This window comes from Vulcanimicrobium alpinum, assembly GCF_027923555.1.
Lineage (GTDB): Bacteria > Vulcanimicrobiota > Vulcanimicrobiia > Vulcanimicrobiales > Vulcanimicrobiaceae > Vulcanimicrobium > Vulcanimicrobium alpinum.
Genome location: NZ_AP025523.1, coordinates 1,620,419 through 1,646,354 on the forward strand (window position 1 = coordinate 1,620,419; position 25,936 = coordinate 1,646,354).

Below are 25,936 nucleotides of genomic sequence, written 5' to 3' on the forward strand. Positions count from 1 at the left end.
CTCCAAAGCGCGCGCTACTTCGCTGCGGGATTGTCGGCCGCCAGGACGCGCGGCGTTATGAAGAAGACGACCTCGTCTTTGTTGTGCGTCGCTTGGCGATTGCGGAAGAAGCCGCCGAGTACCGGGAGGTCGCCGAGCAGCGGCAGTTTGGTGATCGTCTCGCTGTCGACGTCCTCGAAGAGGCCGCCGAGCACGATCGTCTCGCCGTCGCGGACGTGCAGGACCGCGTCGACTTTGCGGTTGGCGATGATCGGAAAGCTGCTGTTGAAACCGATGATCGACGAGTACTCCGGGTGCAGCTCCGCGGTGATCGCGCCGTCCTCCCCGATCGTCGGCGTGACCCGCAGACGGACCCCGACGTCGATGGTCTGGACGCTGGGGTAGCCGGTCTGCTGGTTCACGGTGACGACCGGATATTGCGAACCGACGAGCAGCGACGCTTCTCGATTGTTGAGCGTCGCGATCCGCGGCTGCGCGAGGATCCGCGCTTTCCCTTTCTGCACGAGCAGGTTGAGCTGCGTGTTCACCACCAGCGAACTCTTGGTCAGCGTGTACGGAAACTGTCCGACCGCGCCGCTCCCCGCGCCGAAGCCCGCACCGGCGTACTCGATCCCCACGTTGCTCTGATCGTTGACCGGTTCGACGTCGGCAACCCGGACCTCGAACATCACCTGACGCCCCGGACCGTCGAGCCCGGCCAGCAGCGTGCGCGCCGTTGCCTGCAGTTCCGCGTTCCCGCTGACGACGACGACGTTCTGCCGGTCGTCGGCGACCATCGCTCCGTCGGGGACGCTTCCTTTGAGCGCACGCAGCGCCTCGCTCGCGCGAACGTTGTGCAGCGCGATCGAGGCTGTCGTAACCGAGCCGCCACGGCCGAACGCCGGCGCGTCGAGCGCGGCGACGAGCGCGTGCGCTCGCGCAACGGTCGCGTCGCCGCCGGTCACCAACACCGTTCCAGTCCGCTTGTCGCCGACCACGACCGTCCCGGGAGGAAGGGCGCTTTGCAGCGCCGGGACGACGTCGTCGGGACGCGCGTGCGCGAGAGAAAAGACGTTCGTGCGGGCAGCACCGGCCGCCGCGTCGTCGGGATAACGGCGGTTCATCGACGCGCTCTCGCCGACCAGCAGGATCGCACCGTCGCGATGGATCTGCAGGCCGTATGCCGAGACGAGCGTCGCCAACGCCTCGTCGAACGTCACCCGCGCCAGCCTCAGCGTGATCCGCTGCGGTTTTACGGACCCGTCCGCGACGACGTTGCGGCCCGACTGTGCGCCGAGCAGGCGGATGACGTCGGCGAGCTCGACCTCGCGTGCGTCCAGCGTGATGCGATCGCCCTGCGCCTGCGCCGGCGACGCCGCGAGCAGAAGGGCGAGTGCGGTCGTCGCGAGTCGTCGCATCGTCAGGGTTCTCCGTGAAGCGTCGGTGCAGGATCGAGTCCGAAGCGGGAACCGTCGGCCAGCGCGATGCCGTCGTCGCGGATCGCGACGATCGTGCTCGCTCCGAACGCGTCGCCGACGGTGAGGAGCCGGCTCGTCCCGCCGTCATCGATCAGCGCGAAGGGGTGGCGGCCGGCGACGACCGCGGTGAGGCGCGGTGCGGCGAACGGGCGCGGCGCGCCGTCCGCTCCCGCGTTGGGCGGAAGAGCGCGCACGAAGCCCGGGATCGCGGGGATCGCCGGCAGCGCAGGGGGCGCCGCGGACACCGCCGCGGGCGATGGCGCCGGTGACGTTAGCGCGATGCCGCCGGCGAACGGATCCCGATGCGGCGTGACGAGCGGGTCGTCGGCGGCGAGCACGGCCGCCGACGGCATCGCGGCGGGCACCTGAAGTGCCGCGGCGCTGCGCGCGACGATCGGGGTCGTCGCGAAGGCACCGGCCAGCGACGCGAGGGCGAGCGCGGCGAGGAGCACGCGTTCAGTGCGGCCGAGTGCGAACACGGTCGTCATCCTTCGTCTGGGGCTCGAGCGCGACGCGAAGGGTCGCACTCAGGGTGGCATCGCCGCCGTCGACGCTCTTGCGCGCGAGCGAGGCGATCTCGACCGCGGCGGGTATCCGTCCGCGCGAGAGCGCGCGCATCGTCGCGAGAACGTCGACGTACGACCCTTCCAGGGTCACGTCGAGCGGCAGGGCGGCGTCGCCGGGCGCGCCCGGCTGCGCGTTCGCGGCGATCGTTGCGAAGCGCGTGCGATGCACCGCCGCGGCGACGGCCGCGTCGCGCAGGAACGTTGCGACCGCCCGCGTCGGATCGGCAGCAACGTCGACGCCGCGGAGCCGCGCTTGCACGCGCGCTTGTTCGCGCTCGAGTGCGGGCCGCATACCGAGGACCGCACGATCGGCGACGGTGCGTTCGGCAAGGGTCGCGTTTGCGGCGAGCTGATCGCCGATGCGCGACTCGACGGGGCGGAACGCGAACGTATAGCCCGCCGCGACGACAAGCACCGCGGCGAACGCGATGACGCGGGCGTCGCCGGCGTTCGGGCTCACGGACGCCGCTCCAGGGCGATCGCGTAGACGACACCCGCATGCACGGGATCGCCGTGGACCGACAGGAGCCGCGCCGACCGATACGGGCGCAGCGACGTCAGCGACGTCATCGCCGTACCGACCGCCGAGAGCCGCGCGCCGCGGCCTTCGACGGCAACCACGGTGCGTTCGACGCGCAGGGACGTCAGCCACGCGTCGGCGGGCAGATGATTGCCGAGCGCCGCGATCTCGCTTGCTCGCCGTGCACCCGAGGCACGCACCCGCACGATGCGCGCAGCGACACCGCGCAGCCGTTCGACGTCGCGCTGGAGAACGCGCACCGAGGCGACGTCGCGCTCTGCTCGCGCCAACTCTGCGGCATAGAGCGCACCGTCCGCCTGCGCAGCGCGAAGCCGGAGTCCTTGGACGCCGCCGCACGCGCAGACGAGCACGACGGCGCCGGCGAGCGCCGCAAGCGGGCCGCGCAGGCGCGCAGGCGGCGGCGCTGGGGCGACGCCGAGCGTGCGTTCGAGCGGCGAGATCAAAAAGTTGACGCGGTTCACGCCGCGCACTCCCACATCGCAAGGCCGTAGGCGAGCGCCCAATCGGGCGAGGCGGCGCGCACGACGTCGGCGGGCAGCGCGTGCGTGCCGTGCAGGGATGCCGTCATGACCGGGATCCCCGCCGCGCGTTCGAGCGCGTCGGCGAACCCGGCCAGCCGCGAACCGTTGCCGGCTAGGACGAGCGACGTGACGTCCGCGCGCGCCGCGGCACGCGTCTCGGCCAGCGCCTGCGCGAGGTGTTCGACCAGCGCATCCCGCACGTGCTCGCCGGCGCCCGCCATGCCCATCGTGCGCTTTCGCTGTTCGGCGGTGACGCGATCGACGCCGAGCGCGTCGGCGATCGCGCCGGTGAGGCTCGCTCCGCCGATCGGCATCACGCGCTGGGTGGGGACGGGTTCGTCGCGCACGATGAGGATCGTTGCGCCTGCGCCGACGTCGACGATCGCGGCGGCTTCGGGGATAGCGCGGAGCAGAGCGAGCGCGGGGTGATCGACGGCAACCGGCCGCAGCCCGGCGCGTCGCGCCAGCGCGCTGCGTGCCTGCACGTCGGCGCGCGGCGCGGTCGCGATCGCGCATCGCTGCGCGTCGATCGGGACGACGCGCACTGCGGCGTCGTCCAGCGGATACGGCACCGAACGCGATGCTTCAAAGCGCGCGGCGCGTTCGCGTTCGCGTCGTGCGAGCGGCGGAAAGGTCGCGGTGCGGAGCAGCGCGTCGCGTCCGGCGGCGGCGAGAACGCAGCGGCGCTCTCGCGTCCCGAGTTCCTCGAATGCGTCGACGAGCGCGGCGCACGGGTCCGGAGCCGCGGGACGCGACGCAACCGCGCAAAGCGCGAGGTCTCCGTCTCCCGTGCGCTCGACCAGCGCGATACGCACGCGATCGTCGCCCAGATCGATGCCGAGCGGGAACGTCCGTGCGCGGCTCATGCGAAGACCGACGTGAGCGTTTCGACGGCCGTCCCGGCGGCGAGGAACGGCCCGAACGGGATCGCATCGCGGCGGCCGGCGTGGCGCAAGCCGAGGAGTGCCGTCGCATAGATCCCGCCGAGCACGAACGCCGCGCCGAGCGCGACGATCCCGCCGGCGACGCCGCAGCCGGCGCCGATCGCGACGCCGAGCTTGACATCGCCGAGCCCGAGACCGCGTCCGCCCGTCGATAGGTGCAGCGCGAGTAGCGTCCCGCCCGTGCAGACGCCGCCGGCGAGCGCCGGCGTCAGCTCGCCGCCGACCGCAGCCGATGCGAGCGCGGCGATCGCCGTCGTTCGCGTCAGCGCGTTGGGCAGCACCCCGGTGCGCGCGTCGACGGCGGCGGCCGCAACCGCGCCGGCGCACGCGACGGCCGCGGAGACCGCGCTCATGCGCCGGCACCCCGGTTGGCAAGCCGCTCGGCGAGGCGCGCGAAGCGGGAGTCGTGCGCGACCGCCGCGGCCAGCGCGAAGTCACGTGCTGCGCTCTTCCAGCGGCGCAATCGCTGCGCTGCCAGGGCACGATCGACGAGCAGGTTCGCGTCGCGAGGCGCATGCTGCAGCGCCGCCGACGCGATCGCGTACGAACGCGCGGCATCGCTGTCGCCGTGCCGCATCAGCAGCGAGAACGCCAGCCGGTCCGCGGCGGTCCGCGACACCGGATCGAGACGCATCGCGCGATCGTACGCGCCGACCGCGCCGTCGATGTCGCCCGTGCGCAGCCGGTCGTCGCCGCGCGTTACGAGTGCCGACGCAACCTGTGCGTGAAACAGAAAGGCAGCGGAAACCAGCGCAACGAGGGCGACCGCGGCGCGCCGCTCCGGCGGGATCGTCACGCGAGCGCTCCGTACAGCGCGCCCAGCGCGAGCATCAGCGTCCCGCCGATCACGTTCGGGACCGGCGTTGCGCCGAGCCGTGCGAACGGCGCGCGGACGCGCGAGCCGGCGGCGGCCAGCGCGATCAGCGGCGCGACGTGTCCCGCGGCGAACGCGGCCATGAGCGCCGCGCCGGCGGACGCGTTGCCGCCGAGGCTCGTCATTCCGGCGATCGCCGCGACGACCGGCGTGCAGCACGGAGAGACGACGCACGCGCTCGATGCTCCGAGCAGCAGCGTCCCGCCGACGCTCGAGCGGCGCGGTGCGTTCTCAGCGGCGCAGCGATGCGCCGGACTGCGGAATAGCACGATCGCGCCGCCCGCGATGAGCACCGCCGCGAGCGCCGCGTCGATCGCCGTCGACCACGCCTGCAGGGCACCGATCGCACCGGCCAGCGAGCCCAGCGCCACGTACGTGAGCACGATACCCGCCGCGAACGTCGCCGTGACGCGCCACGGATGCAGCGACGTTCCGGCAAGTGCGACGATCGCAACATAGCGCGGGGCGACGCAGGGGCCGACGCTGGAGGCGGCACCGGCGAGCGCGACCAGCGGATACGCGCCCGGGCCGCCGGAACTCACCGCGCGCATCGCGCTTGCGAACGTGTCGATCACGGCGCGGCCTGCAGACCTGCGCCGGCGACGTACTGGATCTTCGTCGCCGTGCAGTTCGTGCCGCAGACGGAGCCGCTCGCACCGCCGCTGACCGGAACCTTCGCCAGCGTCGATCCGACGTGCACGCCCGGGCAGGTGATCGTGTAGGTCGCAGGCGCACCGCCCGTCGCCTGCGTCGTCGTGAGACTGTAGAGACCGCTGGTGCTCTGCGCCGCCGGATCCTTCGGCGTGTTGCTCAGATACGAGACGCCGTTGACCGTGAAGAGCGCCGGCTGCACGCCTGCCGCCGACGCGGTCGGATAGACTTGATTGTCGGCGTAGTAGAGTTCGAGCGCGGTCGCGATCGCGCGCATGTTGGACTCGCACGCCGCGGTCTGCGCCTGCGAACGCGCGTTGACGAAGTTGGGGATGAGAATCCCGGCGAGGATCGCGATGATCGCGACGACGATCATCAGCTCGATCAGCGTGAAACCGCGCTCGGCCTCGCGCGCGTCGATTCGGTACACGGTCGTCCTCCGTTCGTGGGTACGACGGTGGCGGTGCCCCGGAACGACGCCGCTATTCCCGCTTTCGCTCGCGTGCGACGCGGCGATGCGCTACACTGCGAGCACGATGAAGCGACGCTCGAGCGTCCGGATCGCGGCGGCACTCGGGGCGGCCGGCGCCGGCGCGGTCGCGGGCTACGGTGCCTGGGTTGCCGCGCATTGGCTGCGCTACGGGAGCGCACGCGCGCCCGAGCCGGGTGAGGGCGACCCGCTGCCCGACCGGTTCATGCCGTCGTACGACGTCGTCGAGCGGCACGCGGTGCGCGTCGATGCGCCCGACGCGACCGTCCTCGCGGCGGCGTGCGAGTTGACGTGGCAAGGACCGCTGCTGACGCGCGCGATCATCGCCGCACGCAGCTGGTTCCTGCGCGCGCCGCCGGATCGTGCCGACCTCCCGCAGGCGATGCTGCCGTACCTGACGTCGATCGGGTGGCGCGTTCTTGCCGAAGTGCCCGGGCGCGAGATCGTTGCCGGTGCGGTGACGCAGCCGTGGCGGGGCGACGTCGTGTTTCCGCTCGACGGCGCGGAGTTCGCGCGGTTCGCCGAGCCGGCGTACGTGAAGATCGCGTGGACGCTGCGCGCCGATCCGATCGGCGATGCGCGGTGCGTGTTTCGCAGCGAGACGCGCGTCGGCGACTGACGCACGTGCGTGCCGGACGTTTCGCTGGTACTGGGCGTGTGCGTCGCCGGGGATCGTGCTGATCCGCTACTCGCTCGGCGCTGCGATCAAAGCGGAAGCGGAGCGGCGCTTCGCGGCGTCAGCGCACTGACGCACCGCGGCAGGGCCGTACCGCCGAGAACGGAACCCAGTCGCGGATGACGCGCTTCCTGCTCTCCGTCACGCGTGTCGCGATCGCGGCGTGCAGCATCGCCGCGATCCGCACGGCAGCGGTCGCAGCGCCGATGCCGCAGCCGCAGCACGTCGTCGTCGTCATCGAGGAGAATCACTCGCTCGCGCAGATCGTCGGCAGCACGAACGCAGCATATCTCAATGCGCTCGCGAAACGCGGCGCGCTCTTCGTGCACGCGCACGGCGTCACCCATCCCAGTCTGCCGAATTATCTCGCGCTCTTCGCCGGCGTCACCAACGACAACGGCGACGGCTGTCCGGCGACCGGCTTCGACGTGCACGCGCCGAACCTCGCGAGCGAATTGCTCGCGGCGCACCGCACCTTCGCCGGCTACGCGGAGGCTTTGCCGGCGACGGGCTCGTCGGTGTGCGCCGCCGGAACGTATGCGCGCAAGCACGCGCCGTGGACGGAGTTCGCGAACGTCCCGCGCAGCCTGCAGCGTCCGCTTTCCGCGCTGACGTCCTTCGACGCGCTGCCGACGGTGGCGTTCATCATCCCCGACGTCGACAATGACATGCACGACGGGACGATCGCTCAAGCCGACGCGTGGGCGCGCGCGCACCTCGACCCGCTGGTGCGCTGGGCCGATGCGCACGACACCCTGCTGATCGTCACCTGGGACGAAGGCTACGACGATCCCAATACCGTGCCGACGTTCTTCGTCGGCCCGATGGTGAAGCCGGGACGCTACACCCAGCGGATCGACCACTACAACGTGCTGCGTACCCTCGAAGCGATGTACGGACTGCCGTCGATCGGCCGTGCGCGCTCGGTCGCGACGATCGCCGGCTGGTGGCGGTGACGGCCGCGCGTCAGCGCGCGACGTCGGCGAGCGCCTGATCGAAGCGCGTCAGCGCGGAATACCGGTGAACCTGCAGCAGGTCGGCGGAGTCGCCGGCGTTGCCCCAGTCCTCGGTAAATCCGAGGGCATATCCGTTCTGCGACGCGAGTCGAGCGAGTCGCAGGTCGTAATTGTCTTCCGGATAGACCAGCGCGTAGACGGGGTTGCGCTTGCCGAGATGATAGGCCAGCGAGCTGCGCGAGAGGGTCAATTCGTGGACGACCTCCTTGTCGGAGAGCGCGCGCAGGTCGGGCGGGTGGTTCGCCGTGAGGCTCTGGATCGACATCAGCCCGCTGCGCGACATCTCGACGAGCTGCGGCCAGGTGGTATGCCGCTTGCCGTGCGTCGTCGTGCCGACGTAGTTGGTGTGGACGAACATCGCGGCCGGGAAACGGTGCTTCCGCAGCAGCGGGAACGCGTTCTCGTAGATCCCGTGGCCGTTGTCGTCGAAGGTAATCGCCACGGGCTTCAGCGGCAGCGGCGCCCCGCGCTCGAGGTGCGCGCGCAGTGCGTCGAGCGTGACGACGTGATAGCCGCCGCGTTCGATCTGCGCGAGCTGCGCGCGGAAGGTGTCGACCGGGGTGTCGAACCAAACCTCTTTCGACCCGACCACGTCGTGCCACACGATCACGGCGACGTAGGGAGTTCGTCCGCCGGGTGCGACCTGCGGGAGGCCGTTATCGGCTCCGCGCGCGGGCACGGCGGCGACCATACTGCAGACCAAGGCGATCGATGCGAGGAACCTGGTGATCATCAGGGGTGATGTTGCTGCGGCGCGCGGCGGGTTTCCCCGTCGCATCGTGCGCAGGCGGGTGCTGGCGATCGCGGCCGGCGTCGTCGTCGTCATCCTCGCGATCCTCGCCCTGCTGCGCGATGAGATCGAACGCACCGCACTCACCTGGCGCTGCCATGCGCTGACCGGCGGCGAGGCGACGATCGGCGCCCTGCATCACGAGCACGGCGGAACCGTGCTCGACCGCGTCCGCTTCGTCAGCGCCGACCGCGCCGTTACCGTCGAAGCTCGCCGGCTCGCGCTGCGCACGGCCGGCGGCGTCGTCGACGTCGGTGCGACATCGCCGCACGTGACGATCGCTCTCGACGGGATCCAGGCGGGCGATCTCGCGGCGGCGCGATCGGTCGTCGCCGCGCTCGGCGGAAACGGTGTCGGCGCGACGCTGGCCGCCGGGACGCTGACGCTCGTGCGTTCCGTCCGAGCGGAGCCGCTCGACGCCGCACCGTCGATCGTCCTCGATGACGTGCACGGATCGCTCGCGCTGACGCCGGCGCGGACGCGTGCCGATCTCGCGCTCAACGTCGCCGGCGGGACGCAGCATTATCCGGTCAGCGTGCGGAGCGTCGAAGCAGACCTGCCCAACGGCGGCGTCGAGATCACCGCCGACACGCTTCCGCTCGCGACGTTGGCGGCACTGCTGCCGTCGAGCGGGATTGCGTTCGACGGCGGGATGCTGCGGCGCGTCGACGTTATCGCGGGACCCGCCGTCCGCGGCCGCTTCACCCTCGAAGGCGCCAGCGCACGGCTCGAGGGCAACGCAATCGGCGCGATCCACGGCGAGGTCGCGATCGCCTCCAACGGGATCGGCTCGCAACTGCTCGGCGGAACGCTGAACGGCGTCCCGCTCGAGCTGCGCGGCGAAATCGACGACGTGCGCGACTGGGCCGCGTTTCCGAAGGAGGGAACGCGCGATGCGCGTGCGCTCGTCCGCATGGTCACGTCGATCGCCGAGCAGCCGAATCTCAAGTGGGTGAACGTCGATACGACGGCGCCGGGCGTTACCTTCGGTCAATACGCGATGACCGCGAAGGACCCGATATTGAAGCATCCGGAGACGAGCGCCGACATCCCGCATGTCGTGCAGCTGATCGCCGTCGATCCGCACGAACCGACGCTGCGCTTCGACACGGCGATCGCGAGCGATCACGTGATCTCGTCAGGCGAGCGCACCTCGCAGCTCGGGATCCGCACGCACGCCGTCGCCGGCGTCAACGGCGATTACTTCGATATCGGACGCACCTACGAACCGCAAGGGATGCTGATCCGCTCGGGGACGCTGGTGCGCGGTCCTACCGATCGGATGGCGCTGGTGATCGATCGCGCCGGTAAGGTGACCTTCGCGGAATTCCACCTCAACGGCCACGCTCGCTACGGCGGCCGTGACGTCCCGGTGACGCAGCTCAACACGTGGCCCGCCGGCGACGCGACGGTGATCACGCGCGACTACGGCACCGTCCTGCGGCCCGCGCCGGGCGTGACGTTCGCGGCGCTCGCGCCGCTCGGCGGGGACCGCTACCGCGTGACGTCGGTGCGCGACGCCGACCGCGAGCTTGCGGTGACGTTTGGTCTCGCGTTGGGTCCGAAGCTCAAAGCGCTCCCGCCGAAACCCGGCACGACGATTCGGCTGCAGTACGCGCTCGATCCGGCGGTCCCCGATCTCGTCACGGGGATCGGCGGCGGACCGCTGCTGCTGAAAAACGGCGAGTGGTACGACGACAAACACGCGCCGGCGCCGGACGAGCGCGACGTGCAGTGGCCGGTGGTCGCGCTGGGTACGCGCGCCGATCAGACCCTGCTCTTCGTCGCGGTTGACGGACGGCACCCGGAACGTTCGATCGGGATGACGCGTCCCGAGTTCGCCGAGATGCTCAAGCGTTTCGGCGTCACCGATGCGATGGCGCTCGACTCAGGCGGCTCGGTGACGATGGTCTCGCGCGCGCCCGGCAACGCCGATGTCACGGTGCGCAATGTTCCCTCCGACAACAGCGCGGAGCGCTACATCTCCGACGCGCTCTTCGTCTACAGTTCCGCGCCGGCGGGGACGATCGTCACCTCGCCCGCGCCGTCGCCCGCACCGACCAGCCCGCCGATCCGGTGATCGTGTTCCCCGCGGCGCTCGCGCCGCCGCCGCCGTTTCCGCTCGTCGTCTCGCAGGCGCACGACGTCGCGTACGTCGCGCCGGGGATCGAACGCGCCGACTACCGGCTCGTCACCGCCGACGGCCCGCTCGTGATTCACGTCGTCGCCGTCGACCTGAGCGAGCCGACGGTTCGGCTCGACGCCGTCGTCGCGCACGACCGCATGATCTCGAGCGGCGAGACCCTCTCGTCGATGGCGCAACGCACCGGCGCGGTCGCGGGCGTGAACGCGGATTACTTCGACATCGGCAACACGAACCAGCCGCTGAACGCGGTCGTCAGCAACGGCACGCTGCAGCGCTCGCCGTCACGCCGCGCCGTCGTCACGATCGGACGCGACCGCAGCGTCACGTTCGGCCGGCTGGCGTTCGGCGGCACGGTGACGTACGGCGCGACGACGCTGCCGCTCACCAGTGTGAACGAGTGGCCGCCGCAGCGCGGCGTCGCCTTCGTGACGCCCGCGTTCGGAACGCTCGCGGCAACGCCGAACGTCACCGTCGCCATGCTCGCGCCGCTCGATCCCGCGACGCGCGCCGCCGGCACGTACCGCGTCTCCGCGCTCGGCGCGCCGCCCGCCGCGCTCGTCGGCGCACCGCTGCTCGGCTTCGGCCCGGCGGCGCAGGCGGCCGGCCCGCTTCCGGCCGTCGGCGATACCGTCACGCTGGCGTTCGATACGACGCCCCCCGTCGCGCAAATCGCCGCTGCCGTCGGCGGCGGGCCGCTGCTGGTCGCGAACGGCGCACCCGCGGTCGACCCCGAAACGCCCGCGCCCGAAGAGACGAACGTGCGCTTTCCCGTCTCCGGCGCCGCGCGCGCGGGCGCGACGCTGTATGCGTTCGCGGTCGATGGTCGCGCGCCGGCGCTGTCGATCGGCGTGACGCGTCCGCAGTTCGGCGCGCTGATGGAGGGATTCGGCGCGAGCGACGGGATGGCGTTCGATTCTGGCGGCTCCGCGGAATTGGTCGCGCGCGTCCTCGGCGACGCCGGCGCGAGCGTGATCACCACGCCGAGCGACGGCCGCGAACGTCTCATCGCCGACGGGTTGTTCGCATACAGCGACGCACCGTCGGGCGTGGACCCGCACCTCATCGTGCGCCCCTCGACGTTCGCCGCGCTGCCGGGCGCCGCGCTGCGGCCGGCGGCGTTCGTCGTCGACGACGCGGGACACCGTCTCGAGACCGCGAGCGTCGAATCCGTTCGCGCCGCCGCCATACCCGGAAATCACGAAGCTGTGTTCCGCGATCCGCGCACCGGGATGCAGACGCGGATCGGTTACCGCACCGTCGCTCGCGTCGCGTCGCTTGCGATCGCACCCGATGCGCCGAACCCGGATCGCGGCGAAACGGTCGCGCTCACGGCACGCGCATTCGACGAGCGCGGCGACCCCGTCGTCCTCGGCGACGCGGTGCGGTGGCAAGCGCGGAGCGGAAGGCTGGCTGCGGCGGGCGCCTCGGCGACGTATGTTGCGGCGGATGCCGACGACACGATCGTCGCAACCGCCGGGGGCGCCGCTGCGCGCAGCATCGTGCGCGTCGGCCGGCACGCCCTTGCTGTTCCCGGATTCAGCGAAACGGCGCTGGCGTTCGATTTCACGGGGACGACCCGCGCGGTGTACGCCGACGTCGCGCTCGCGCTCCCCGGCGAACCGCGGGCGTTCACCGTCGACGCATTCGGCGATGCGAGCGGTGTGGCGCTGCGCGCCGCGTTCGTCAACCGCTTCGGCGAGCGCCGGGCGCTGACGCTCACGCCGCACGTCGATTGGAAGGGATGGCGCACGCTGATCGTGTCGCTGCCGCCGGATTTGAATCCGCCGATCCGTCTCACCTCGCTCTACGCCGTGCCGTCGGTCGGCGGCGCGCCGGCGCACGTCGCCGGCACGGTGCGGTTCCGCGCGGCCGCGGTCGTCGTGCCGGGGCGTTCGTGACGCGCGTGCGAGCGTTCGCGTCGCGCGTCTCGGCGGCGCTCGTGCTCGCATGCGGCGGGTTCGCGCCCGCGGTCGCGGCAGCGGCGCACGCGCCGGGCGCGTCCGTCGCGGGCGTCCCGGTGCTGATGTACCATCGCATCGCACCGGACACGCCCGGCGATGCCGTGGGCCGCAGCCTGACGATCGATCCGAAGACGTTCGACGCGCAGTTGTCGTGGCTCGATGCGCACGGCATCCGCACGCTGACGATGGACGACTTGGTCGCGCAGCTCCGGCGCGGCGAGCATCCGCGACGCGCCGTCGTGCTCACGTTCGACGACGGTTACGTCGACGCCGCCACCTATGCGACGCCGCTGCTGCGCAAGCATCACGCGCGGGCTTCCTTCTATGTGTCGGCGGGATTCGTCGGTCTCGAGCGCCATGCCGGCTGGCGCCAGTTGCGTGCGATGCGCGCGGCCGGGATGGAGATCGGCTGTCACGGGACGCGTCACCTCGATCTCGCGACGCTCGACCGCGCCGGGCTCGAGGCGGAGATCGGACACTGCGCGCAGACGCTCGCGCGCTATCTGGCGCGCCCGACGACGTACGCCTACGCGGCGGGGAAGTGGGGACCCGAGGCGATCGCGGTGCTGCGCGAACACCGCTTCGACGCCGCCCTCACGGAACGCCCCGGGCTCGTCCGCGACCTCGGGGAGCCCTTCGCGCTTCCGCGCCGCCGGGTCGACCGCGACGACGGGATCGGCGCGTTCGCGGGGATCGCGACGCCCTGACCGGGGGGCGGCTGCTTGCATTTCGCGCTCGGTTTTCGACCGTTCGCGCACCGTCGCGGTCCGCGTGAGTTCGCGCGTGGTAGCGTCCGTACATGGCACGTCCGATCATGGTCGCCGTCGGAGGGGATTCCGGCACCGGCAAGCTCACGTTCTGCGCCGGGTTGCGCGCGATCTTCGGTGACGAGCACTGTACGGAAGTCCGGCTGGACGGCTATTTCGGGCTGAACCGCGCGCAGCGCAAAGCGGCTGGCGTGACGGCGCTCGATCCGCGCGCGCACAACTTCGCGGCGATGGACGAAGATCTGTGGCAGCTCGCGCACGGCAATGCGATCGTGAAGCCGGTCTACGATCATCTGCTCGGCGCGGTCAACGGTCACGAGACGATCGAACCGCGCGAGATCGTGCTGGTGCAGGGGCTCTTTCCGCTCTACACGCGCGTGCTGCGTTCGTTCTTCGACGTCTCCGTGTGGCTCGAGCCGGATCCCGAGATGAAGCTCGCGTGGACGCTGCACCGCGACACGACGCATCGCGGCTATCGCGGCGATCAAGTGCGGGCCGAACTCGAACGCCGCCGGACAGACTACGAGACGTTCATCGCACCGCAGGCGCAGCATGCCGACATCCGCGCGCACTTCACCGCGCAGGGCGTGACGTTCCGCAAGAGCGGCCGCCTCGCGCCGCTCGACTACAGCGAGTTTGCCAGCGAGTCGACGCGGCTTGAGCTCGTCGACACCGGGTCGGGCCCGTTCCCGGGGACGATCATCGAGGTCGACGGAGGGATCAGCGACGCGACCGCGCGCCGGATCGAAGATCAGATGTGGGGGCGCATCGGTGCGCGGCACGCCGCCCGGCGGCCAGCGCAGTTGGGGACGTTCGAAGATCCCTCCGGCACGCATACCTCGCACGCGCTCGCGATCGCGCAGTTGCTGGTCGCGCGCCGCATCGGCCTGGTCGCGGACCAACTCGCCGGCGCGCTCGCGGTCTGACGCAAACGCTGCGAGCCGGTTGCGCCGGCCGCGACGCGGGCCCGTTGTTCAGCGCTGCGCGAGCCGGCCGACCCAACGGTAGAGAAAGACGACGACGGCGACAAACGCGATCGCGCCGAGGATCTCCGCGGGTCCCGTGAAGCCGTCGCCGACGAGCGCGAGCGGCTCGTCGCGATTCGCCGCGACGATGATTCCCGCGTTGAGCACGCCGAAGATGCTCTCGCCGACGATGAAGCCCGAGGCCAGCAGGACGCCGAGCCGCCGTGCGGCGTCGGCGTTCGGTTTGCCGGCAACCCAGGCGTTGTACGTCTTCCCGGCGACCGCGCCGACGACGACCATCAGCGTTACCGCCATCGGAAGGTAGATCCCCAACGCGACCGCCAGCGGCGGAAACTGCCGCCGCACGGTGCGGCGCAGCGTTTCGTCGATCGCGACGATCGCGAGACCGACGAGCGCGCCGAGCCCGATGAGATTCCAGCCGAGCTGTCCGGAGATGACGCCGTTGGCCAGCGCGGAGATGAGCGTCGCCTGCGGTGCGGCGAGCGGCTGCGAGGTGACTCCGTGCATCGGGGATCCGGCGAACCCGTAGGCGTGGTTGAGCAGGTCCAGCACGGGCGGGATGACGAGCGCGCCGAAGATCACACCCGCGATCAGCGCGACCTGCTGGCGCCACGGCGTCGCGCCGACGAGCTGGCCGGTTTTGAGATCCTGAAGGTTGTCGTTGGAGATCGTCGCGACGTTCAGCACGACGGCCGTGACGAAGAGGGCGAACGCGACGAGCGCTTTCGCCGCCGGCGGTTCGCTCGGACGTACGACGAGGAGCAGCAGCAGCGCGGCGCCGAGCACGGTGAGGATCGCGAGGCCGGAGACGGGAGAGTTGGACGAACCGATCAAGCCCGCCATGTACCCGCACACCGCGGCGACGACGAGCCCCGCGAGCACGACGTAGACGAGCGCGCCGATGACGAGCGGCACGACGGCTCCGGCGATCGCTGTTCCGTGCACGAACGCGACGAGCAGCACGGCGAGCGGGACGAGGCACAGCCCGCTGATCAGCAGGACGGTGTTGAACGGCAGATCGCGCTCCGTGATCGGCAGCGCGCCGTCGCCGTCGTCGCGGCGTGCGCGCGCGGCGGCCAGCGACGAGATTACGCCGCGGACGACCGGACCCGTCAGCCGGCCGAGCGACCAGATCGCCGCCACGCCGATCGCCCCGGCGCCGATGAACCGGACCTGGTGGCGCCACACGCCGTTTGCGAAGGCGGCGATGTCGCCGGTTTGCGGATGCATTGCGGTAAGGATCGGGACGAACACGCCCCACGCGAGCACGATCCCCGCGAGCATCGCGATGCCGACGGTCAGCCCGACGAGGTGACCCACGCCGATGAGCGCGAGGGAGAGCCCCGTGTCGATTCCGGTCACCGCCGCTCCCGCGCGCGCATAGCGCGCGATCTCGCCGGCGAAGATCTTCGTCGCGACGATCGCGACGAACGCCGCGCTCGCGACCGACGCGACGGCGACGGTCAGCAGTCCGGCTTTGTTTTCCTTGACGGCCGCATCCCCGGCATCGCCGCCCGCAACGGCCGCCGCTCCGACGCGCAGCACCTCGGCGGCCGCGACGCCTTCCGGATACGGCAGGTCGCTCCCGGTCACCATCGCGCGCCGCAGCGGGACGCTGTACATGACGCCGAGGACGCCGCCGACGACGCAGATCCCGAACGACTCCCAGAATGGGAAGCCGGTCCACCAGCCGACCATCACGAGACCGGGCAGGACGAAGATGATCGAGGAGAGCGTCCCCGCCGCCGACGCGATCGTCTGGACGATGTTGTTCTCCCAGATCGTCGCGTTGCGGAAGAGCCGCAGGACCGCCATCGAGATCACCGCTGCGGGGATCGAGGAGGCGAACGTCAAGCCGACCTTCAGCCCGAGATAGACGTTCGCGGCGGTAAAGACGAGGGTGATGAGCGCGCCGAGAATGAGCCCGCGGACGGTAAGCTCGGTCCGTTGCTGTTGCATTCCGCCTGCCCTTCGGCCCGGACGCAAACCGGCGCCTCCCGCGGCCGGGTAAGGGCCGGTGCGGCCGCGTAGAGTGGGCGATGGAGACGGCGCGGCTTCTCTTGCGGGCTCTGCGAACGGACGATGCCCCGGCGCTGCTGGCATATCGGTCCGACCCGGCCGTGATGCGCTACCAAGGCTGGGAGCCATCGTCGCTTGACGACGCTCGTGCCTTCATCGCCGCGCGTGGGGTGAGGGGGCGCGCGGTGCGGCGTGGACGCAGTACGGAATCGTCCTGCGCGGCGCGGGCACGCTGATCGGCGACGTCGGTTTCCGCGTCGCCGAGGATCGGCGGGTCGGCGAACTCGGGATCACCCTGGCGCCGGCGCATCAAGGCCGCGGCTTGGCGACCGAGGCGCTGCGTGCGGTCCTCGGCGGGGCCTTCGGTGCGCGCGGGATGCATCGCGTGACCGCGTCGATCGATCCGCGCAATGCGGCCTCGCTCGCGCTCTTCGAGCGGCTGGGCTTTCGGCGCGAGGCGCATCACCGCGAGTCGCTGTGGCTCGGCGGAGCCTGGGTCGACGACGTCATCGTCGCGATCCTCGGGCGCGAGTGGCGGCGGGGTCACGGCCAACGCGTCCGGACGCGATAGGTCATTCGACGGCTGGCCAGCGCGGGAGGTTGCGGCTACGACACGTGGCCCATGCGCGGGGACGGTCAACCCCTGCGGCGGCACGAACAGCGCGGCATCACCATTCGACCGACTGCCCCCGCAAGGAGTTCATAGCACGCCGATGCCTACCGACCTGCGCGACTTTCTCATGCTCTCGTATCGAGAGCTCGAAGAGCGAAATCTGGAGGTCAAACAACAGCGCAGCGACCGCGTAGCGCCCGACAAGATCCAGGAGATGCGGCTCAAGTACCTCGCCGACGAGCCGCGGATCAAGGCGGTGACCGTGCTCTTCAGCGACCTGGAAGGCCGCCTGCACATGCTCGACTACGACAAGAAGTTCTTGGTGAAGTCGAGCGACAACCTCACCTTCGACGGCTCGTCGATCCGCGGTTTCACGCCGCAGCGCGAGAGCGACCTTCGCCTTGCGATCGACTGGGGTGCGTTCTACTGGGCGCCGTCCGACATCTTCGGCCCCGGCAAGATCCTGGTCTTCGGTGAAGTCCTGGACAAAGACGGCTCGCAGTTCACCGCCGACATTCGCGGCGTGCTCAAGGCTTATTCCAACGACCAGTTTGCGAAGAACGGCTACACGCTCAACGCCGCGAACGAGATCGAGGGCTTCGTCTTTCAAGGCCTCGACGCGGAACAGCGGTATCACGAGACCGGCAAGTTCGAGTACGTCAACACCGGGGGCTACTACCATTCGCTCCCGGGCGATCCGTTGCGGCAGTTCATCGACACCGTGGCGGAAGTGCAGCGCGCGATGGGCTTCCAGAACGAGAAGGACCATCCGGAAGTCGCGCCGTCGCAGTTCGAAATCAACTACTCGTACGGCGAAGTCGTCGCGGCGGCCGACACGATCCAGCTCTACAAGCTCATCTGTCGCCAGGTGGCGCACAAGATGGGGATGACGGCGAGCTTTCTGCCCAAACCGGTCGTCGGCGTCAACGGCAACGGCATGCACACGAATATCTCGGTCTCCAAGGACGGGAAGAACCTGTTCTGGGAGGAGCGCGGCAACGAGAACCTCAGCGAGTTCGCGTGGACCTTCGCGGACCGCATCCTCACCGCGGGCAACGATATCTGCCTGCTGCTGAACTCGAGCGTGAACGCGTTCCGCCGGCTCGACCCGCACTTCGAAGCGCCCAATCAGATCAAGGTGTCGGCAACCGATCGCGGGTCGATGGTGCGCGTGCCGATCGGCAACGAGCGCAGCTCACGCTTGGAAGTGCGCTCGGTCGCGCCCGACGCGAACCCGTACATGGTGATGCTCTCGGTCTTCAAGACCGGACTCGACGGGAAGGTCTCGGACGTCGCGAACCTGCGTCAGGCCGAGCGCTATCTGCCCGACAACATCTACGACGCGCTCGCTGATTTCCGCAACGCGGAATGGACGTCCACGCTGCTCGGCGCTGACGTCAAGGAACGCTACGCCGATCTCAAGCAGGGCAGCGCCGATCGGTGCGCGCGCCAGCTCGGCACCTTCGTGAAGGCACAAGAAGTGCAGTACCACCACGAAGTGTACAACCAGTACCTCTGGAACCTGTTCTAGTCACGCCGCGTCACGCTGACACCCTCAGCGTGACGCGCTCGCTCAGCCTTCGTTGCGGATGTAGGCGTCGGAGCCGTTCAGCCAGTCTTCGCGCGGCGGCGAGAAGATGTCGATGTCGATCGTATCTTCGAGCGCGGTCGCCGAATGCGGCTCGTGCGGGGGGATCACGAGGACCTCGCCGGCCCGTACGATCACTTCGCGCTTTTGATCGTCGCCGAGCCTGAACTGCAGCGCGCCCGCGATGATATGCGTGATCTGCTCGTTGTGGTGCGCATGCTTGGGGACGTGATCGCCCTTCGCGAAGCGGACCTCGGCGATCATCATCGACGTGCCGGTGATCATCCGGCGCGTGAGATTGCCTTTGAGAGGCTCGGCCTTCATGTCGTCCCAACGGTAGTGCGTCGCGCCAGGCGTGTCGATCATCGGCGATCTCCGTGCAAATGCGGGCGAAGAATCTTGCGCGCGTCCGCCCCCGCGGCCTGCCGGAGACCGGGCGCGGCGAAGGAGTGATCCGCACTTCTCGGGCAAGTCCGTAGCGTGCCGCGCAATGAGGGAACCGAATCGTCGTGGGACGAGCGACTGCTGCCGCTGCTCTCGAGCGAGTGGCAGCGCGTCGACGCGCTCGCCGCGCGGCTGCGCGCGCCCTCGCACACGGTGCTCGCGCGGTTGAAGGACATGATGCGCCGCAATCTGGTCGAGCGGCGGATCGTGAACGATACGACGAAGATGTTCGCCGGGCGCCCGCAGCAGCGGGCAGAATTTCGGCGGACGCTCGGCTAACCGTCGCGATCGCCCGACGCCGCGTCACCCAGCATGCGCGCCCAATCCGGACCGAGCAGTCGCGAGAGGGCGCGGTCGGCGAGGACCTTGCCTCCGGTCTGACAGGCCGGACAGTAGTTGGTTTCGTTGTCCGCGTAGCGGATGCGCTGTACCGGTGTGCCGCAGGCGGGGCACGGCGCGCCGTATTTCCCGTGCACCGCCATCTCGGGACGGAACGCGGTGACCTTCGTAGGGAAGCGGGTCGCAGCTTCGGTTTGGAGACGGTGCGTCCAGGTCTCGAGCGTCCTCCGCGTCGCGTCGTAAAGGCGTTGCCACTGCGCGTCGTCGAGGCTGCGCGTCAGGGCGATCGGCGAGAGGTGCGCTGCGTGGAGAATCTCGTCGGCGTAGGCGTTGCCGATCCCGCTGATGGTGCGGGGATCGGTGAGGGCGCGCTTGAGCGTGCGATTCTCCGCGGCCAGCGCGGCGCGGAACGGATCGGGTCCGGTTTCGAACACCTCGATGCCGCCCGGATCGAGTTCATGCAACGCGTGCTCGCCGTCGACGACGTGAAGCGATGCGCGCCGCTTCGTTCCGGCTTCCGTGAGCACGAGCGTGCCGTTCGAAAAGTCGAAGGCGGCGAGCGCGTTGCGCCCCCGGAGCCCGGCACCGCGCGCTTTCCACTGCAGCCGTCCCGCGATCATCAGGTGGATGACGAGCCACACGTCGCCGTCGAGACCGATCGCGATCCGTTTGCCGACGCGGCGCAGCTCGCGCACGGTACGCCCCGTGACTGCGGAGAGCGGCGGCTCGACCGTTCGCAGAAGAAACGGCCCGTTCAATCGCATCTCTTCGAGCCGTTCTCCGACGATCCGCTGCCGCAGCGCGTGGAGGTAGGCTTCGACGTCGGGAAGTTCCGGCACGGCGCTACGGCGCGGCGGGAGACACGTCGCGCATCGTGCGGCAGACGCGTGGAGGCGGGAGAGAACGCGGATGCGGCGGCGCGGGCACGCCGCGTCGCTTCTCGGTGGGGCGTCGCGAGCCCGGCCGGTCTGCACGGGCTCCGCTCATCCACGCGGTTCCTTGCTGCGGTGCGACCGGGCAGCGCGCGGCGGGTATCGGGCGCCCGTGCGCGCGAAGGACCTCCGCGCGACAGTCGCCCGGAAGGATGCATGGAACTCACGCAGGCTCAACTCGACCAGTTCGATTGCGACGGTTTTTTGCGCTTCGAGAGGCTCTTCACGGCCGACGAAGTCGGCTTGCTCAAAGCCGAGATCGCCCGCACGTCCAGCGCGAACTCCGACGCGATCATCCGCGAGCGCACGGGATCGATCCGGACGGTGTACCGTTCGCACGAACCCGACGGGCCGACGTTCTCGCCCGCATTTCATCGGCTCGTAAGCACGCCGCGCTTTCTGCGACCCGCACAGCAAGTGCTACGCGACGACGAGCTCTACGTGTTCCATTGCAAGAGCAATATCAAGACGGCGATCGACGGCACCGTGTGGATGTGGCATCAGGACTACGGCTATTGGCAGCACGACGGCGTCCCGCGCGATACGATGGCGACGTTCCTAGTCAAGTCCCAAATCTGCTGTAATTCCGGTTCGTCGATCGCGTAAGTTAGGCTGCTCGTCTGTCTCGTTTTACGGCGGCCGGCTTGGCCACCGTCGTTGCTTTCCATTCGAAGTATTCGGTCATGTCGAAGTAGGCTCGGCTTAACCATTCGTCGTTTTGCTCGGAGAGTAACGCGCCGACCATGCGAATCGCTGCGGCGTCGTTTGGGAAAATGCGAATGACTTTCTCCCGGCGACGAATCTCTTCATTGAGCCGCTCTTGCATGTTGCTCGTGCGCAGTCGCCGACGATATTTCTCCGGCAGCGGCAAGATCGCAAACATGTCTTCGAACGCTCCTTCCAAGCACACGCACGACTTGGGCGCTGTTTCTGCGAAGCGGGCCATGAATTCCGCATATCGACGCTCGGCCTCTTTGCGATCAGTTGCGAGGAAGATCAGCCGAGCTGCAGCGGTTACGTTTTCGCGTTCTTTCTTGGGCGCGTGATCGAGCAAGTTCTTCATCACGTGGAACTGGCAACGCTGCCACGTCGCGCCGACGAATTGCTTGGCGATCGCCTCGCGTAAGCCCGAGTGATTGTCGGAGACGGCAACGTCGACGCCGTGCAAGCCGCGTGCTTTGAGGCCGCGAAAGAACTCGTTCCACGTCGCAAAGCTCTCCGAATCGCCGATCGAAAGACCAAGGATCTCGCGGTATCCGTCAGCACGAATGCCGCTCGCGATGAGCAGCGCTTTGCTGACGACGCTCTTGTCGGTGCGCACCTTCGTGAAGAGCGCGTCAACGATGATGAACGGGTACGCCGCGTCGAGCCGACGATTCAAGAATCCCGCGACCGGCTCGTCAAGGGCCTTCGCGAGGCGACTGAACGTCGACTTCGAAAACGACGTCCCACACAGACCTTCGGTTATCCGCGTGACCTTCCGCGTCGAGACGCCGTTGACGACCATCTCCATCAGGCCCACGACAAAGGCTTGTTCGCTGCGGCGATAACGCTCAAAGATGTCGGTTGAGAAGCTGCCGTCGCGCGTCTGCGGCACGCGCAGGACCAGCGATCCGACGCGGGTCGAGAGCTGTCGATCGCGATACCCATTTCGATAGCCCTCCCGTTCTTGACAGCGTTCGTACCGCTCGGCGCCCAGATGATCGAGCATCTGCGCCTCGAGCACTTGGTTCAAAATCGTTTCGACGAGCTTCCCGAGCGCCGCAGGTTGATCGAGCAACGCTGGAATCGCGTCGCGGGATAGGGTAAGATCGTAATCGGCCACCGTTCCGGTCCTTTCGATTGAAGTGTTGTCAACGTCAATCTTCGAACCGGAGCGGTGGCTACCCGCCCGCTGAATTTACATCAATTATAGGGACTCTGCCCATCGTCTTACGTTGCTTCGAGCGTATCGCGTTTTACGAACGCAAAGCGCTTGTCGATCGGGAAACGTTGCTCATGGTCGCTTCCGGCCGCATCGTGATCATGTGGAATTGCCTCGAAAGGGTCGTCGCGATTCACCGCGCGTCGCTTGGGCCGGGCATGTGGAAGAATTTCGAGAACCTGTACCACGTTACGATTCAGAATATGGCCGAGCAGAACGTCGACGCGCTCGGTGCTCTGCCGCGTTTGCGAGAAAAGCTCGGGTTGCCGGCCGAGAGCACCACGGGGGCGTAGCATCGCGACCTATTCCGTTGCCGATCGACGCATGCCGGCCGCCGTCGCCGCGTTCGCTCAGCGCGTGAGGTAGGGCCGCAGGCCGGCGACGCCGCCTTCGCGGCCGAAACCCGATTCCCGGTAGCCTCCGAAGGGCGAACTGGGATCGAACTGGTTGAAGGTCGAGCACCACACCACGCCCGCGCGCAGGCGCTGCGCGACGTACATCGATTTTGCGCCCTTGTCCGTCCACACGCCCGCTGAGAGTCCGTACGGCGTGTTGTTCGCTTTCTCGATCGCTTCGTCGGCGGTGCGGAAGGTCATGATCGAGAGGACCGGTCCGAAGATCTCCTCGCGCGCGATCCGGTGCGACTGCGAGACGCCGGTGAAGAACGATGCGCGGAAGAAGAAGCCGCGTTCGGGGAGCGCGCACGACTGCTGGTGGAGCGTCGCACCCTCGGCGACGCCGCTCGCGACGAATTCCGCGATCTTCGCGTGCTGCGCCGCGGAGTTGATCGCGCCGATGTCGGTGTTCTTGTCGAGCGGATCGCCGACGCGCAGCGCCTCGATCCGCGCGCGCAGGCGGTCGACGATCTCGTCGTGCACCGATTCCGCGACGAGCAGACGCGAACCGGCGCAGCAGACGTGACCCTGATTGAAGTAGATGCCGTTGACCACGCCCTCGACCGCCTGATCGAGCGGCGCGTCGGCGAAGACGATGTTCGCCGCTTTTCCGCCGAGTTCGAGCGTCAGCCGCTTGGACGTCCCCGCGACCGTCTTTTGAATGATCTTTCCGACCTCGGTCGAGCCGGTGAACGCGATCTTGTCGACGCCGGGATGCGCAACGAGCGCCGCGCCGGTCGTGCCGTCTCCGGTGACGACGTTGACGACGCCCGGCGGCAGTTCGGCCTCTTCGCAGATCTGAGCAAGGACGAGCGCGGTGAGCGGCGTCGTCTCGGCCGGTTTGAGGACGACGGTGTTCCCGCACGCCAGCGCCGGTGCGATCTTCCAGGCCGCCATCAGCAGCGGGAAGTTCCATGGGACGATCGAGCCGACGACGCCGACAGGTGCGGGCGCGCCGATCCCGGGCAGCGCGTAGCGCAGCTTGTCGGCCCAGCCCGCGTAATAGAAGAAGTGCGCCGCCGCCTGCACGACGTCGAAGTCGCGCGACTCTTTGATCGGCTTGCCGCCGTCTTTGGTCTCGAGGACGGCGAGTTCGCGCGAACGCTCGGTGATCGCGCGGGCGATCCGGTAGAGATACTTCGCCCGGTCCGCCGGGCGCATCGTCTTCCACACCCGCTCGTACGCGTCGCGCGCTGCGGCGACGGCGCGGTCGATGTCCTGCGGGCTCCCGGCCGCGACCTGGGCGAGCTCGGTTTCGTGCGCCGGATCGATCGTTACGAACGTCGCGCCGTCCGAGGACGGCGTCCATCGCCCGCCGATGAAGTGGTCGTAGCGCGCCGCGATCCGAACCGGGGCGGTCTCGAGCGACGGCGCGTATGCCAGGGCCATCCGGCAGCGTTCGCTCGGCCGGCGGCGCGCTCCCCGCGCTCAAGGGAGTCCGCCGCGCCGTCGCCAAGCGGCACGCCAGATGGATCGCCGACTGTCACGATCGCTTGTCGGGATAGCGCTGATCGTTGCCCTCGTCGTTCCGATCGTCGTCGCCGGCGGCTTCCTCGTCCGCTCGTTCGTCGGGCGAGCGTTCTCGACGGAGGAGCGGGTGCGCGAGACGCGCCTCTTGGCGAGTCAGGCGGTGAAGCTGCAGCTCGACCAGGAGACCGGCGTCCGCGGCTTCGCCGCGACGCGCGACCCCGTGTTCCTGGAGCCGTACCAGCAGGCGCGCGACGCGCTCGCACCGGTGCTCGCCGACCTTCGCCGCTCGCTCGTCGAGCTCGGGATGACTGAAGCGCTGCCGGCGCTCGCCGACGGCGTGCGGGCGAGCGACGCGTGGACGCGCAGGGTCGCGCTTCCGCTGACGGCGCCGCATCCCGCCGCCCCGCTGGTCATCCAGCGGTACGGCAAAGGGCTGATGGATCGCTACCGCAACGATCTCCAAACCGTCGAGGACGCGATCGGACGGCGCGAGGCCGCGATCGACGCGCAGGCGCAGTCGGCGATCGACCGCATCAACATCATTGTGATCGTCGGCGTCCTCGGCGTCGCCGGCGCGGCCGCGCTCTTCGCCGCCGAACTCGTGCGCTCGAACGCTCGGCTGGAGCAGAGCGAAGGCGAATCGGCGCGCCTGCAGGCCGCGTACGAAACGGAGCGGCGCGTCGCCGAAACGCTGCAGGACGCGTTTCTGCAGCGGCCGCTGCCCGTGCTGCCGGCGGTCAGTTTCAGTGCGACGTACGTCCCCGCGACCGAGGAAGCGAAAGTCGGCGGCGATTGGTACGACGGCGTGGAACTCTCGCGCGAGCGCGTGCTCTGCGTCATCGGCGACGTCGCCGGCCATGGTCTCGAGGCGGCGGTCTCGATGAACCGTGCGCGGCAGGCGCTCGTCACCGCCGCGGTCCAGGATCCCGATCCCGGGAACTTGCTCGCGCGTGTCAACCGCGAACTCATACGGCAAGACGCACGCATGGTGACGGCGGTCTGCGGCTTCGCCGACGCGAGGCGGTACGAGTTCGTCTATGCGACCGCGGGTCATCCGCCGCCGGTGCTGATCGAGCCCGGCCGTCCGCCGCGCCTGCTCGAGTTCGGCGGCTTGCCGCTCGCCGTGAGCGAGACGGCGGCGTACCGGACCTCCACGATCCAGACGGTGCCGGGCGCAATGCTCGTCCTCTACACCGACGGTGCGGTCGAGCATTCGCGCGACGTGATCGCCGGAGAACAGACGCTGCTCGACGCCGTATCGCGCGCGCTCGACAACGAAACGCCCAACATCGCGGCCGCGATCCACGGGCACATCTTCGACGGGCGCGTGGTCGGCGACGACGTCGCGATCCTGACGGTCGCGTTCGCCCCGGAGGGCACGACTTCGGGTGCGCGAGTCGCGAGCGGGGCGATCGTCGCGGCCGGTGCGCGCAGCAACGACGGGACGATGACCGGAACCGTCGTCTCGATCAACGATCTGCGGCGCGCGTCGTGAGCGGAAGATCGTCGCTGACCGTGATCGCGCTGGGCGGCGAACTCGACATCGCACGCCGTGCGGAGATCGCGGCGGCGCTGCAGGTCGACGGCCCCGGCCCCGGGATTCTCGTCGATCTGAGCGAGGTGACGTACGCCGACTCGACGATCATCGCGGAACTGCTGCGCTTCCGCGACGCGACGCGGCGGGAGGGACGCGCGGTCGCAACCCTCATCGGGCGCCCGCAGTTCGCGCGGATCCTCGCCTATGCCGGGCTCGCGGAGGCGTTTCGCGTCTTCGACGACCGCGGCGCGGCGTTGACGTTTCTCGCGGAGGCCGGCCGGTGACGCCG

At 69.4% G+C, this 25,936-nt stretch carries 27 protein-coding genes and 1 pseudogene; 13 read left to right on the forward strand and 15 right to left on the reverse strand.

Annotation, left to right across the window (positions count from 1 at the left end; translation table 11 throughout):
• Positions 1-14: 14 nt before the first annotated feature.
• The 9 genes from WPS_RS08290 to WPS_RS08330 are packed head-to-tail and all read right to left on the reverse strand — an operon-like array spanning position 15 to position 5,984.
• On the reverse strand, positions 15-1,397 hold the full coding sequence (locus WPS_RS08290; RefSeq protein ID WP_317997346.1) for a secretin N-terminal domain-containing protein: 1,383 nt from the start codon (positions 1,395-1,397) through the stop codon (positions 15-17).
• 2 nt (positions 1,398-1,399) lie between these two features.
• A complete protein-coding gene (locus tag WPS_RS08295; RefSeq protein ID WP_317997347.1) occupies positions 1,400-1,936 on the reverse strand; it encodes a hypothetical protein in 537 nt (178 codons plus the stop codon).
• The gene (locus tag WPS_RS08300; RefSeq protein ID WP_317997348.1) at positions 1,914-2,483 is read right to left on the reverse strand and encodes a hypothetical protein; all 570 of its coding nucleotides are present in this window, start codon (positions 2,481-2,483) and stop codon (positions 1,914-1,916) included. Before WPS_RS08300 ends, WPS_RS08295 begins: the two co-directional genes overlap by 23 nt.
• The gene (locus WPS_RS08305) at positions 2,480-3,025 is read right to left on the reverse strand and encodes a hypothetical protein (RefSeq protein WP_317997349.1); all 546 of its coding nucleotides are present in this window, start codon (positions 3,023-3,025) and stop codon (positions 2,480-2,482) included. Before WPS_RS08305 ends, WPS_RS08300 begins: the two co-directional genes overlap by 4 nt.
• The gene (pilM, locus tag WPS_RS08310) at positions 3,022-3,951 is read right to left on the reverse strand and encodes a pilus assembly protein PilM (protein ID WP_317997350.1); all 930 of its coding nucleotides are present in this window, start codon (positions 3,949-3,951) and stop codon (positions 3,022-3,024) included. The genes WPS_RS08305 and pilM overlap by 4 nt, the downstream gene beginning before the upstream one ends.
• Positions 3,948-4,382 carry a prepilin peptidase gene (locus WPS_RS08315; protein WP_317997351.1) on the reverse strand — a complete coding sequence of 145 codons (435 nt, stop codon included), beginning with the start codon at positions 4,380-4,382 and terminating at the stop codon, positions 3,948-3,950. Before WPS_RS08315 ends, pilM begins: the two co-directional genes overlap by 4 nt.
• Complete coding sequence (locus WPS_RS08320) at positions 4,379-4,825, reverse strand: tetratricopeptide repeat protein (protein WP_317997352.1); 447 nt, start codon at positions 4,823-4,825, stop codon at positions 4,379-4,381. The genes WPS_RS08315 and WPS_RS08320 overlap by 4 nt, the downstream gene beginning before the upstream one ends.
• The gene (locus WPS_RS08325; protein ID WP_317997353.1) at positions 4,822-5,478 is read right to left on the reverse strand and encodes a cytochrome c biogenesis CcdA family protein; all 657 of its coding nucleotides are present in this window, start codon (positions 5,476-5,478) and stop codon (positions 4,822-4,824) included. The genes WPS_RS08320 and WPS_RS08325 overlap by 4 nt, the downstream gene beginning before the upstream one ends.
• Complete coding sequence (locus WPS_RS08330; protein ID WP_317997354.1) at positions 5,475-5,984, reverse strand: type II secretion system protein; 510 nt, start codon at positions 5,982-5,984, stop codon at positions 5,475-5,477. The genes WPS_RS08325 and WPS_RS08330 overlap by 4 nt, the downstream gene beginning before the upstream one ends.
• A gap of 106 nt (positions 5,985-6,090) precedes the next feature.
• Between WPS_RS08330 and WPS_RS08335 the strand changes: the two genes are divergently transcribed.
• Positions 6,091-6,663, forward strand: a complete 573-nt coding sequence (locus tag WPS_RS08335) for a hypothetical protein (RefSeq protein WP_317997355.1) — start codon at positions 6,091-6,093, stop codon at positions 6,661-6,663.
• A gap of 176 nt (positions 6,664-6,839) precedes the next feature.
• A complete protein-coding gene (locus tag WPS_RS08340) occupies positions 6,840-7,676 on the forward strand; it encodes an alkaline phosphatase family protein (protein WP_317997356.1) in 837 nt (278 codons plus the stop codon).
• A gap of 10 nt (positions 7,677-7,686) precedes the next feature.
• Here WPS_RS08340 and WPS_RS08345 read toward each other — a convergent pair whose 3' ends face one another.
• Positions 7,687-8,469, reverse strand: a complete 783-nt coding sequence (locus WPS_RS08345) for a polysaccharide deacetylase family protein (RefSeq protein ID WP_317997357.1) — start codon at positions 8,467-8,469, stop codon at positions 7,687-7,689.
• Here WPS_RS08345 and WPS_RS08350 point away from each other — a divergent pair.
• The 4 genes from WPS_RS08350 (at position 8,462) to WPS_RS08365 (ending at position 14,326) form a co-directional block, all read left to right on the forward strand.
• Entirely contained in the window at positions 8,462-10,606 is a 2,145-nt protein-coding gene (locus WPS_RS08350) for a phosphodiester glycosidase family protein (RefSeq protein WP_317997358.1), read from the forward strand. The two genes, WPS_RS08345 and WPS_RS08350, sit on opposite strands and share 8 nt — an antisense overlap.
• Positions 10,603-12,570 (forward strand): phosphodiester glycosidase family protein, encoded by a 1,968-nt coding sequence (locus WPS_RS08355; protein WP_317997359.1) that lies wholly within the window; start codon positions 10,603-10,605, stop codon positions 12,568-12,570. The genes WPS_RS08350 and WPS_RS08355 overlap by 4 nt, the downstream gene beginning before the upstream one ends.
• Positions 12,567-13,340 carry a polysaccharide deacetylase family protein gene (locus WPS_RS08360; RefSeq protein WP_317997360.1) on the forward strand — a complete coding sequence of 258 codons (774 nt, stop codon included), beginning with the start codon at positions 12,567-12,569 and terminating at the stop codon, positions 13,338-13,340. The genes WPS_RS08355 and WPS_RS08360 overlap by 4 nt, the downstream gene beginning before the upstream one ends.
• Before the next feature lie 92 nt (positions 13,341-13,432).
• Positions 13,433-14,326 (forward strand): hypothetical protein, encoded by an 894-nt coding sequence (locus tag WPS_RS08365; RefSeq protein WP_317997361.1) that lies wholly within the window; start codon positions 13,433-13,435, stop codon positions 14,324-14,326.
• 48 nt (positions 14,327-14,374) lie between these two features.
• Here WPS_RS08365 and WPS_RS08370 read toward each other — a convergent pair whose 3' ends face one another.
• Positions 14,375-16,345 (reverse strand): OPT family oligopeptide transporter, encoded by a 1,971-nt coding sequence (locus WPS_RS08370; protein ID WP_317997362.1) that lies wholly within the window; start codon positions 16,343-16,345, stop codon positions 14,375-14,377.
• Positions 16,346-16,425: 80 nt separating this feature from the next.
• Here WPS_RS08370 and WPS_RS08375 point away from each other — a divergent pair.
• Together WPS_RS08375 and WPS_RS08380 are read left to right on the forward strand one after the other, a co-directional pair.
• Positions 16,426-16,976, forward strand: a pseudogene (locus WPS_RS08375) (GNAT family N-acetyltransferase).
• A gap of 142 nt (positions 16,977-17,118) precedes the next feature.
• Positions 17,119-18,549: a glutamine synthetase beta-grasp domain-containing protein gene (locus WPS_RS08380; protein WP_317997363.1), complete on the forward strand. Its 1,431-nt coding sequence runs from the start codon at positions 17,119-17,121 to the stop codon at positions 18,547-18,549.
• A 42-nt stretch (positions 18,550-18,591) separates the two neighbouring features.
• Here the strand turns inward: WPS_RS08380 and WPS_RS08385 are convergent, their stop codons facing one another.
• A complete protein-coding gene (locus WPS_RS08385; protein ID WP_317997364.1) occupies positions 18,592-18,972 on the reverse strand; it encodes a cupin domain-containing protein in 381 nt (126 codons plus the stop codon).
• Between the two features lie 114 nt (positions 18,973-19,086).
• Between WPS_RS08385 and WPS_RS08390 the strand changes: the two genes are divergently transcribed.
• Positions 19,087-19,329, forward strand: coding sequence for a hypothetical protein (locus tag WPS_RS08390; RefSeq protein ID WP_317997365.1), 243 nt, complete (start codon positions 19,087-19,089; stop codon positions 19,327-19,329).
• Here the strand turns inward: WPS_RS08390 and WPS_RS08395 are convergent.
• Positions 19,326-20,228, reverse strand: a complete 903-nt coding sequence (locus WPS_RS08395) for an Fpg/Nei family DNA glycosylase (RefSeq protein WP_317997366.1) — start codon at positions 20,226-20,228, stop codon at positions 19,326-19,328. The genes WPS_RS08390 and WPS_RS08395 overlap by 4 nt on opposite strands.
• A gap of 249 nt (positions 20,229-20,477) precedes the next feature.
• Here WPS_RS08395 and WPS_RS08400 point away from each other — a divergent pair, with 249 nt between their 5' ends.
• Positions 20,478-20,927, forward strand: coding sequence for a phytanoyl-CoA dioxygenase family protein (locus WPS_RS08400; protein ID WP_317997367.1), 450 nt, complete (start codon positions 20,478-20,480; stop codon positions 20,925-20,927).
• A 1-nt stretch (position 20,928) separates the two neighbouring features.
• On the opposite strand, the gene WPS_RS08405 is transcribed toward WPS_RS08400, so the two are convergent.
• Positions 20,929-22,146, reverse strand: a complete 1,218-nt coding sequence (locus WPS_RS08405) for an IS256 family transposase (protein ID WP_317997368.1) — start codon at positions 22,144-22,146, stop codon at positions 20,929-20,931.
• Between the two features lie 173 nt (positions 22,147-22,319).
• On the opposite strand from WPS_RS08405, the gene WPS_RS08410 reads away from it, so the two are divergent.
• Entirely contained in the window at positions 22,320-22,538 is a 219-nt protein-coding gene (locus tag WPS_RS08410; RefSeq protein WP_317997369.1) for a hypothetical protein, read from the forward strand.
• Positions 22,539-22,595: 57 nt separating this feature from the next.
• Here WPS_RS08410 and WPS_RS08415 read toward each other — a convergent pair whose 3' ends face one another.
• Positions 22,596-24,029, reverse strand: a complete 1,434-nt coding sequence (locus WPS_RS08415) for an aldehyde dehydrogenase family protein (protein ID WP_317997370.1) — start codon at positions 24,027-24,029, stop codon at positions 22,596-22,598.
• A gap of 79 nt (positions 24,030-24,108) precedes the next feature.
• Between WPS_RS08415 and WPS_RS08420 the strand changes: the two genes are divergently transcribed.
• Positions 24,109-25,605, forward strand: a complete 1,497-nt coding sequence (locus tag WPS_RS08420; protein WP_317997371.1) for a PP2C family protein-serine/threonine phosphatase — start codon at positions 24,109-24,111, stop codon at positions 25,603-25,605.
• Positions 25,602-25,931, forward strand: coding sequence for an STAS domain-containing protein (locus WPS_RS08425; RefSeq protein WP_317997372.1), 330 nt, complete (start codon positions 25,602-25,604; stop codon positions 25,929-25,931). The genes WPS_RS08420 and WPS_RS08425 overlap by 4 nt, the downstream gene beginning before the upstream one ends.
• The last annotated feature ends 5 nt before the right edge of the window (positions 25,932-25,936 follow it).

Coding starts and splice junctions, on each gene's coding strand:
- pilM (WP_317997350.1), bottom strand. CDS start 3,951: ATGAGCCGCGCACGGACGTTCCCGCTCGGCATCGATCTGGGCGACGAT.
- WPS_RS08410 (WP_317997369.1), top strand. CDS start 22,320: ATGGTCGCTTCCGGCCGCATCGTGATCATGTGGAATTGCCTCGAAAGG.
- WPS_RS08385 (WP_317997364.1), bottom strand. CDS start 18,972: ATGATCGACACGCCTGGCGCGACGCACTACCGTTGGGACGACATGAAG.
- WPS_RS08345 (WP_317997357.1), bottom strand. CDS start 8,469: ATGATCACCAGGTTCCTCGCATCGATCGCCTTGGTCTGCAGTATGGTC.
- WPS_RS08420 (WP_317997371.1), top strand. CDS start 24,109: ATGGATCGCCGACTGTCACGATCGCTTGTCGGGATAGCGCTGATCGTT.
- WPS_RS08365 (WP_317997361.1), top strand. CDS start 13,433: ATGGCACGTCCGATCATGGTCGCCGTCGGAGGGGATTCCGGCACCGGC.
- WPS_RS08380 (WP_317997363.1), top strand. CDS start 17,119: ATGCCTACCGACCTGCGCGACTTTCTCATGCTCTCGTATCGAGAGCTC.
- WPS_RS08370 (WP_317997362.1), bottom strand. CDS start 16,345: ATGCAACAGCAACGGACCGAGCTTACCGTCCGCGGGCTCATTCTCGGC.
- WPS_RS08315 (WP_317997351.1), bottom strand. CDS start 4,382: ATGAGCGCGGTCTCCGCGGCCGTCGCGTGCGCCGGCGCGGTTGCGGCC.
- WPS_RS08340 (WP_317997356.1), top strand. CDS start 6,840: ATGACGCGCTTCCTGCTCTCCGTCACGCGTGTCGCGATCGCGGCGTGC.
- WPS_RS08415 (WP_317997370.1), bottom strand. CDS start 24,029: ATGGCCCTGGCATACGCGCCGTCGCTCGAGACCGCCCCGGTTCGGATC.
- WPS_RS08400 (WP_317997367.1), top strand. CDS start 20,478: ATGGAACTCACGCAGGCTCAACTCGACCAGTTCGATTGCGACGGTTTT.
- WPS_RS08335 (WP_317997355.1), top strand. CDS start 6,091: ATGAAGCGACGCTCGAGCGTCCGGATCGCGGCGGCACTCGGGGCGGCC.
- WPS_RS08290 (WP_317997346.1), bottom strand. CDS start 1,397: ATGCGACGACTCGCGACGACCGCACTCGCCCTTCTGCTCGCGGCGTCG.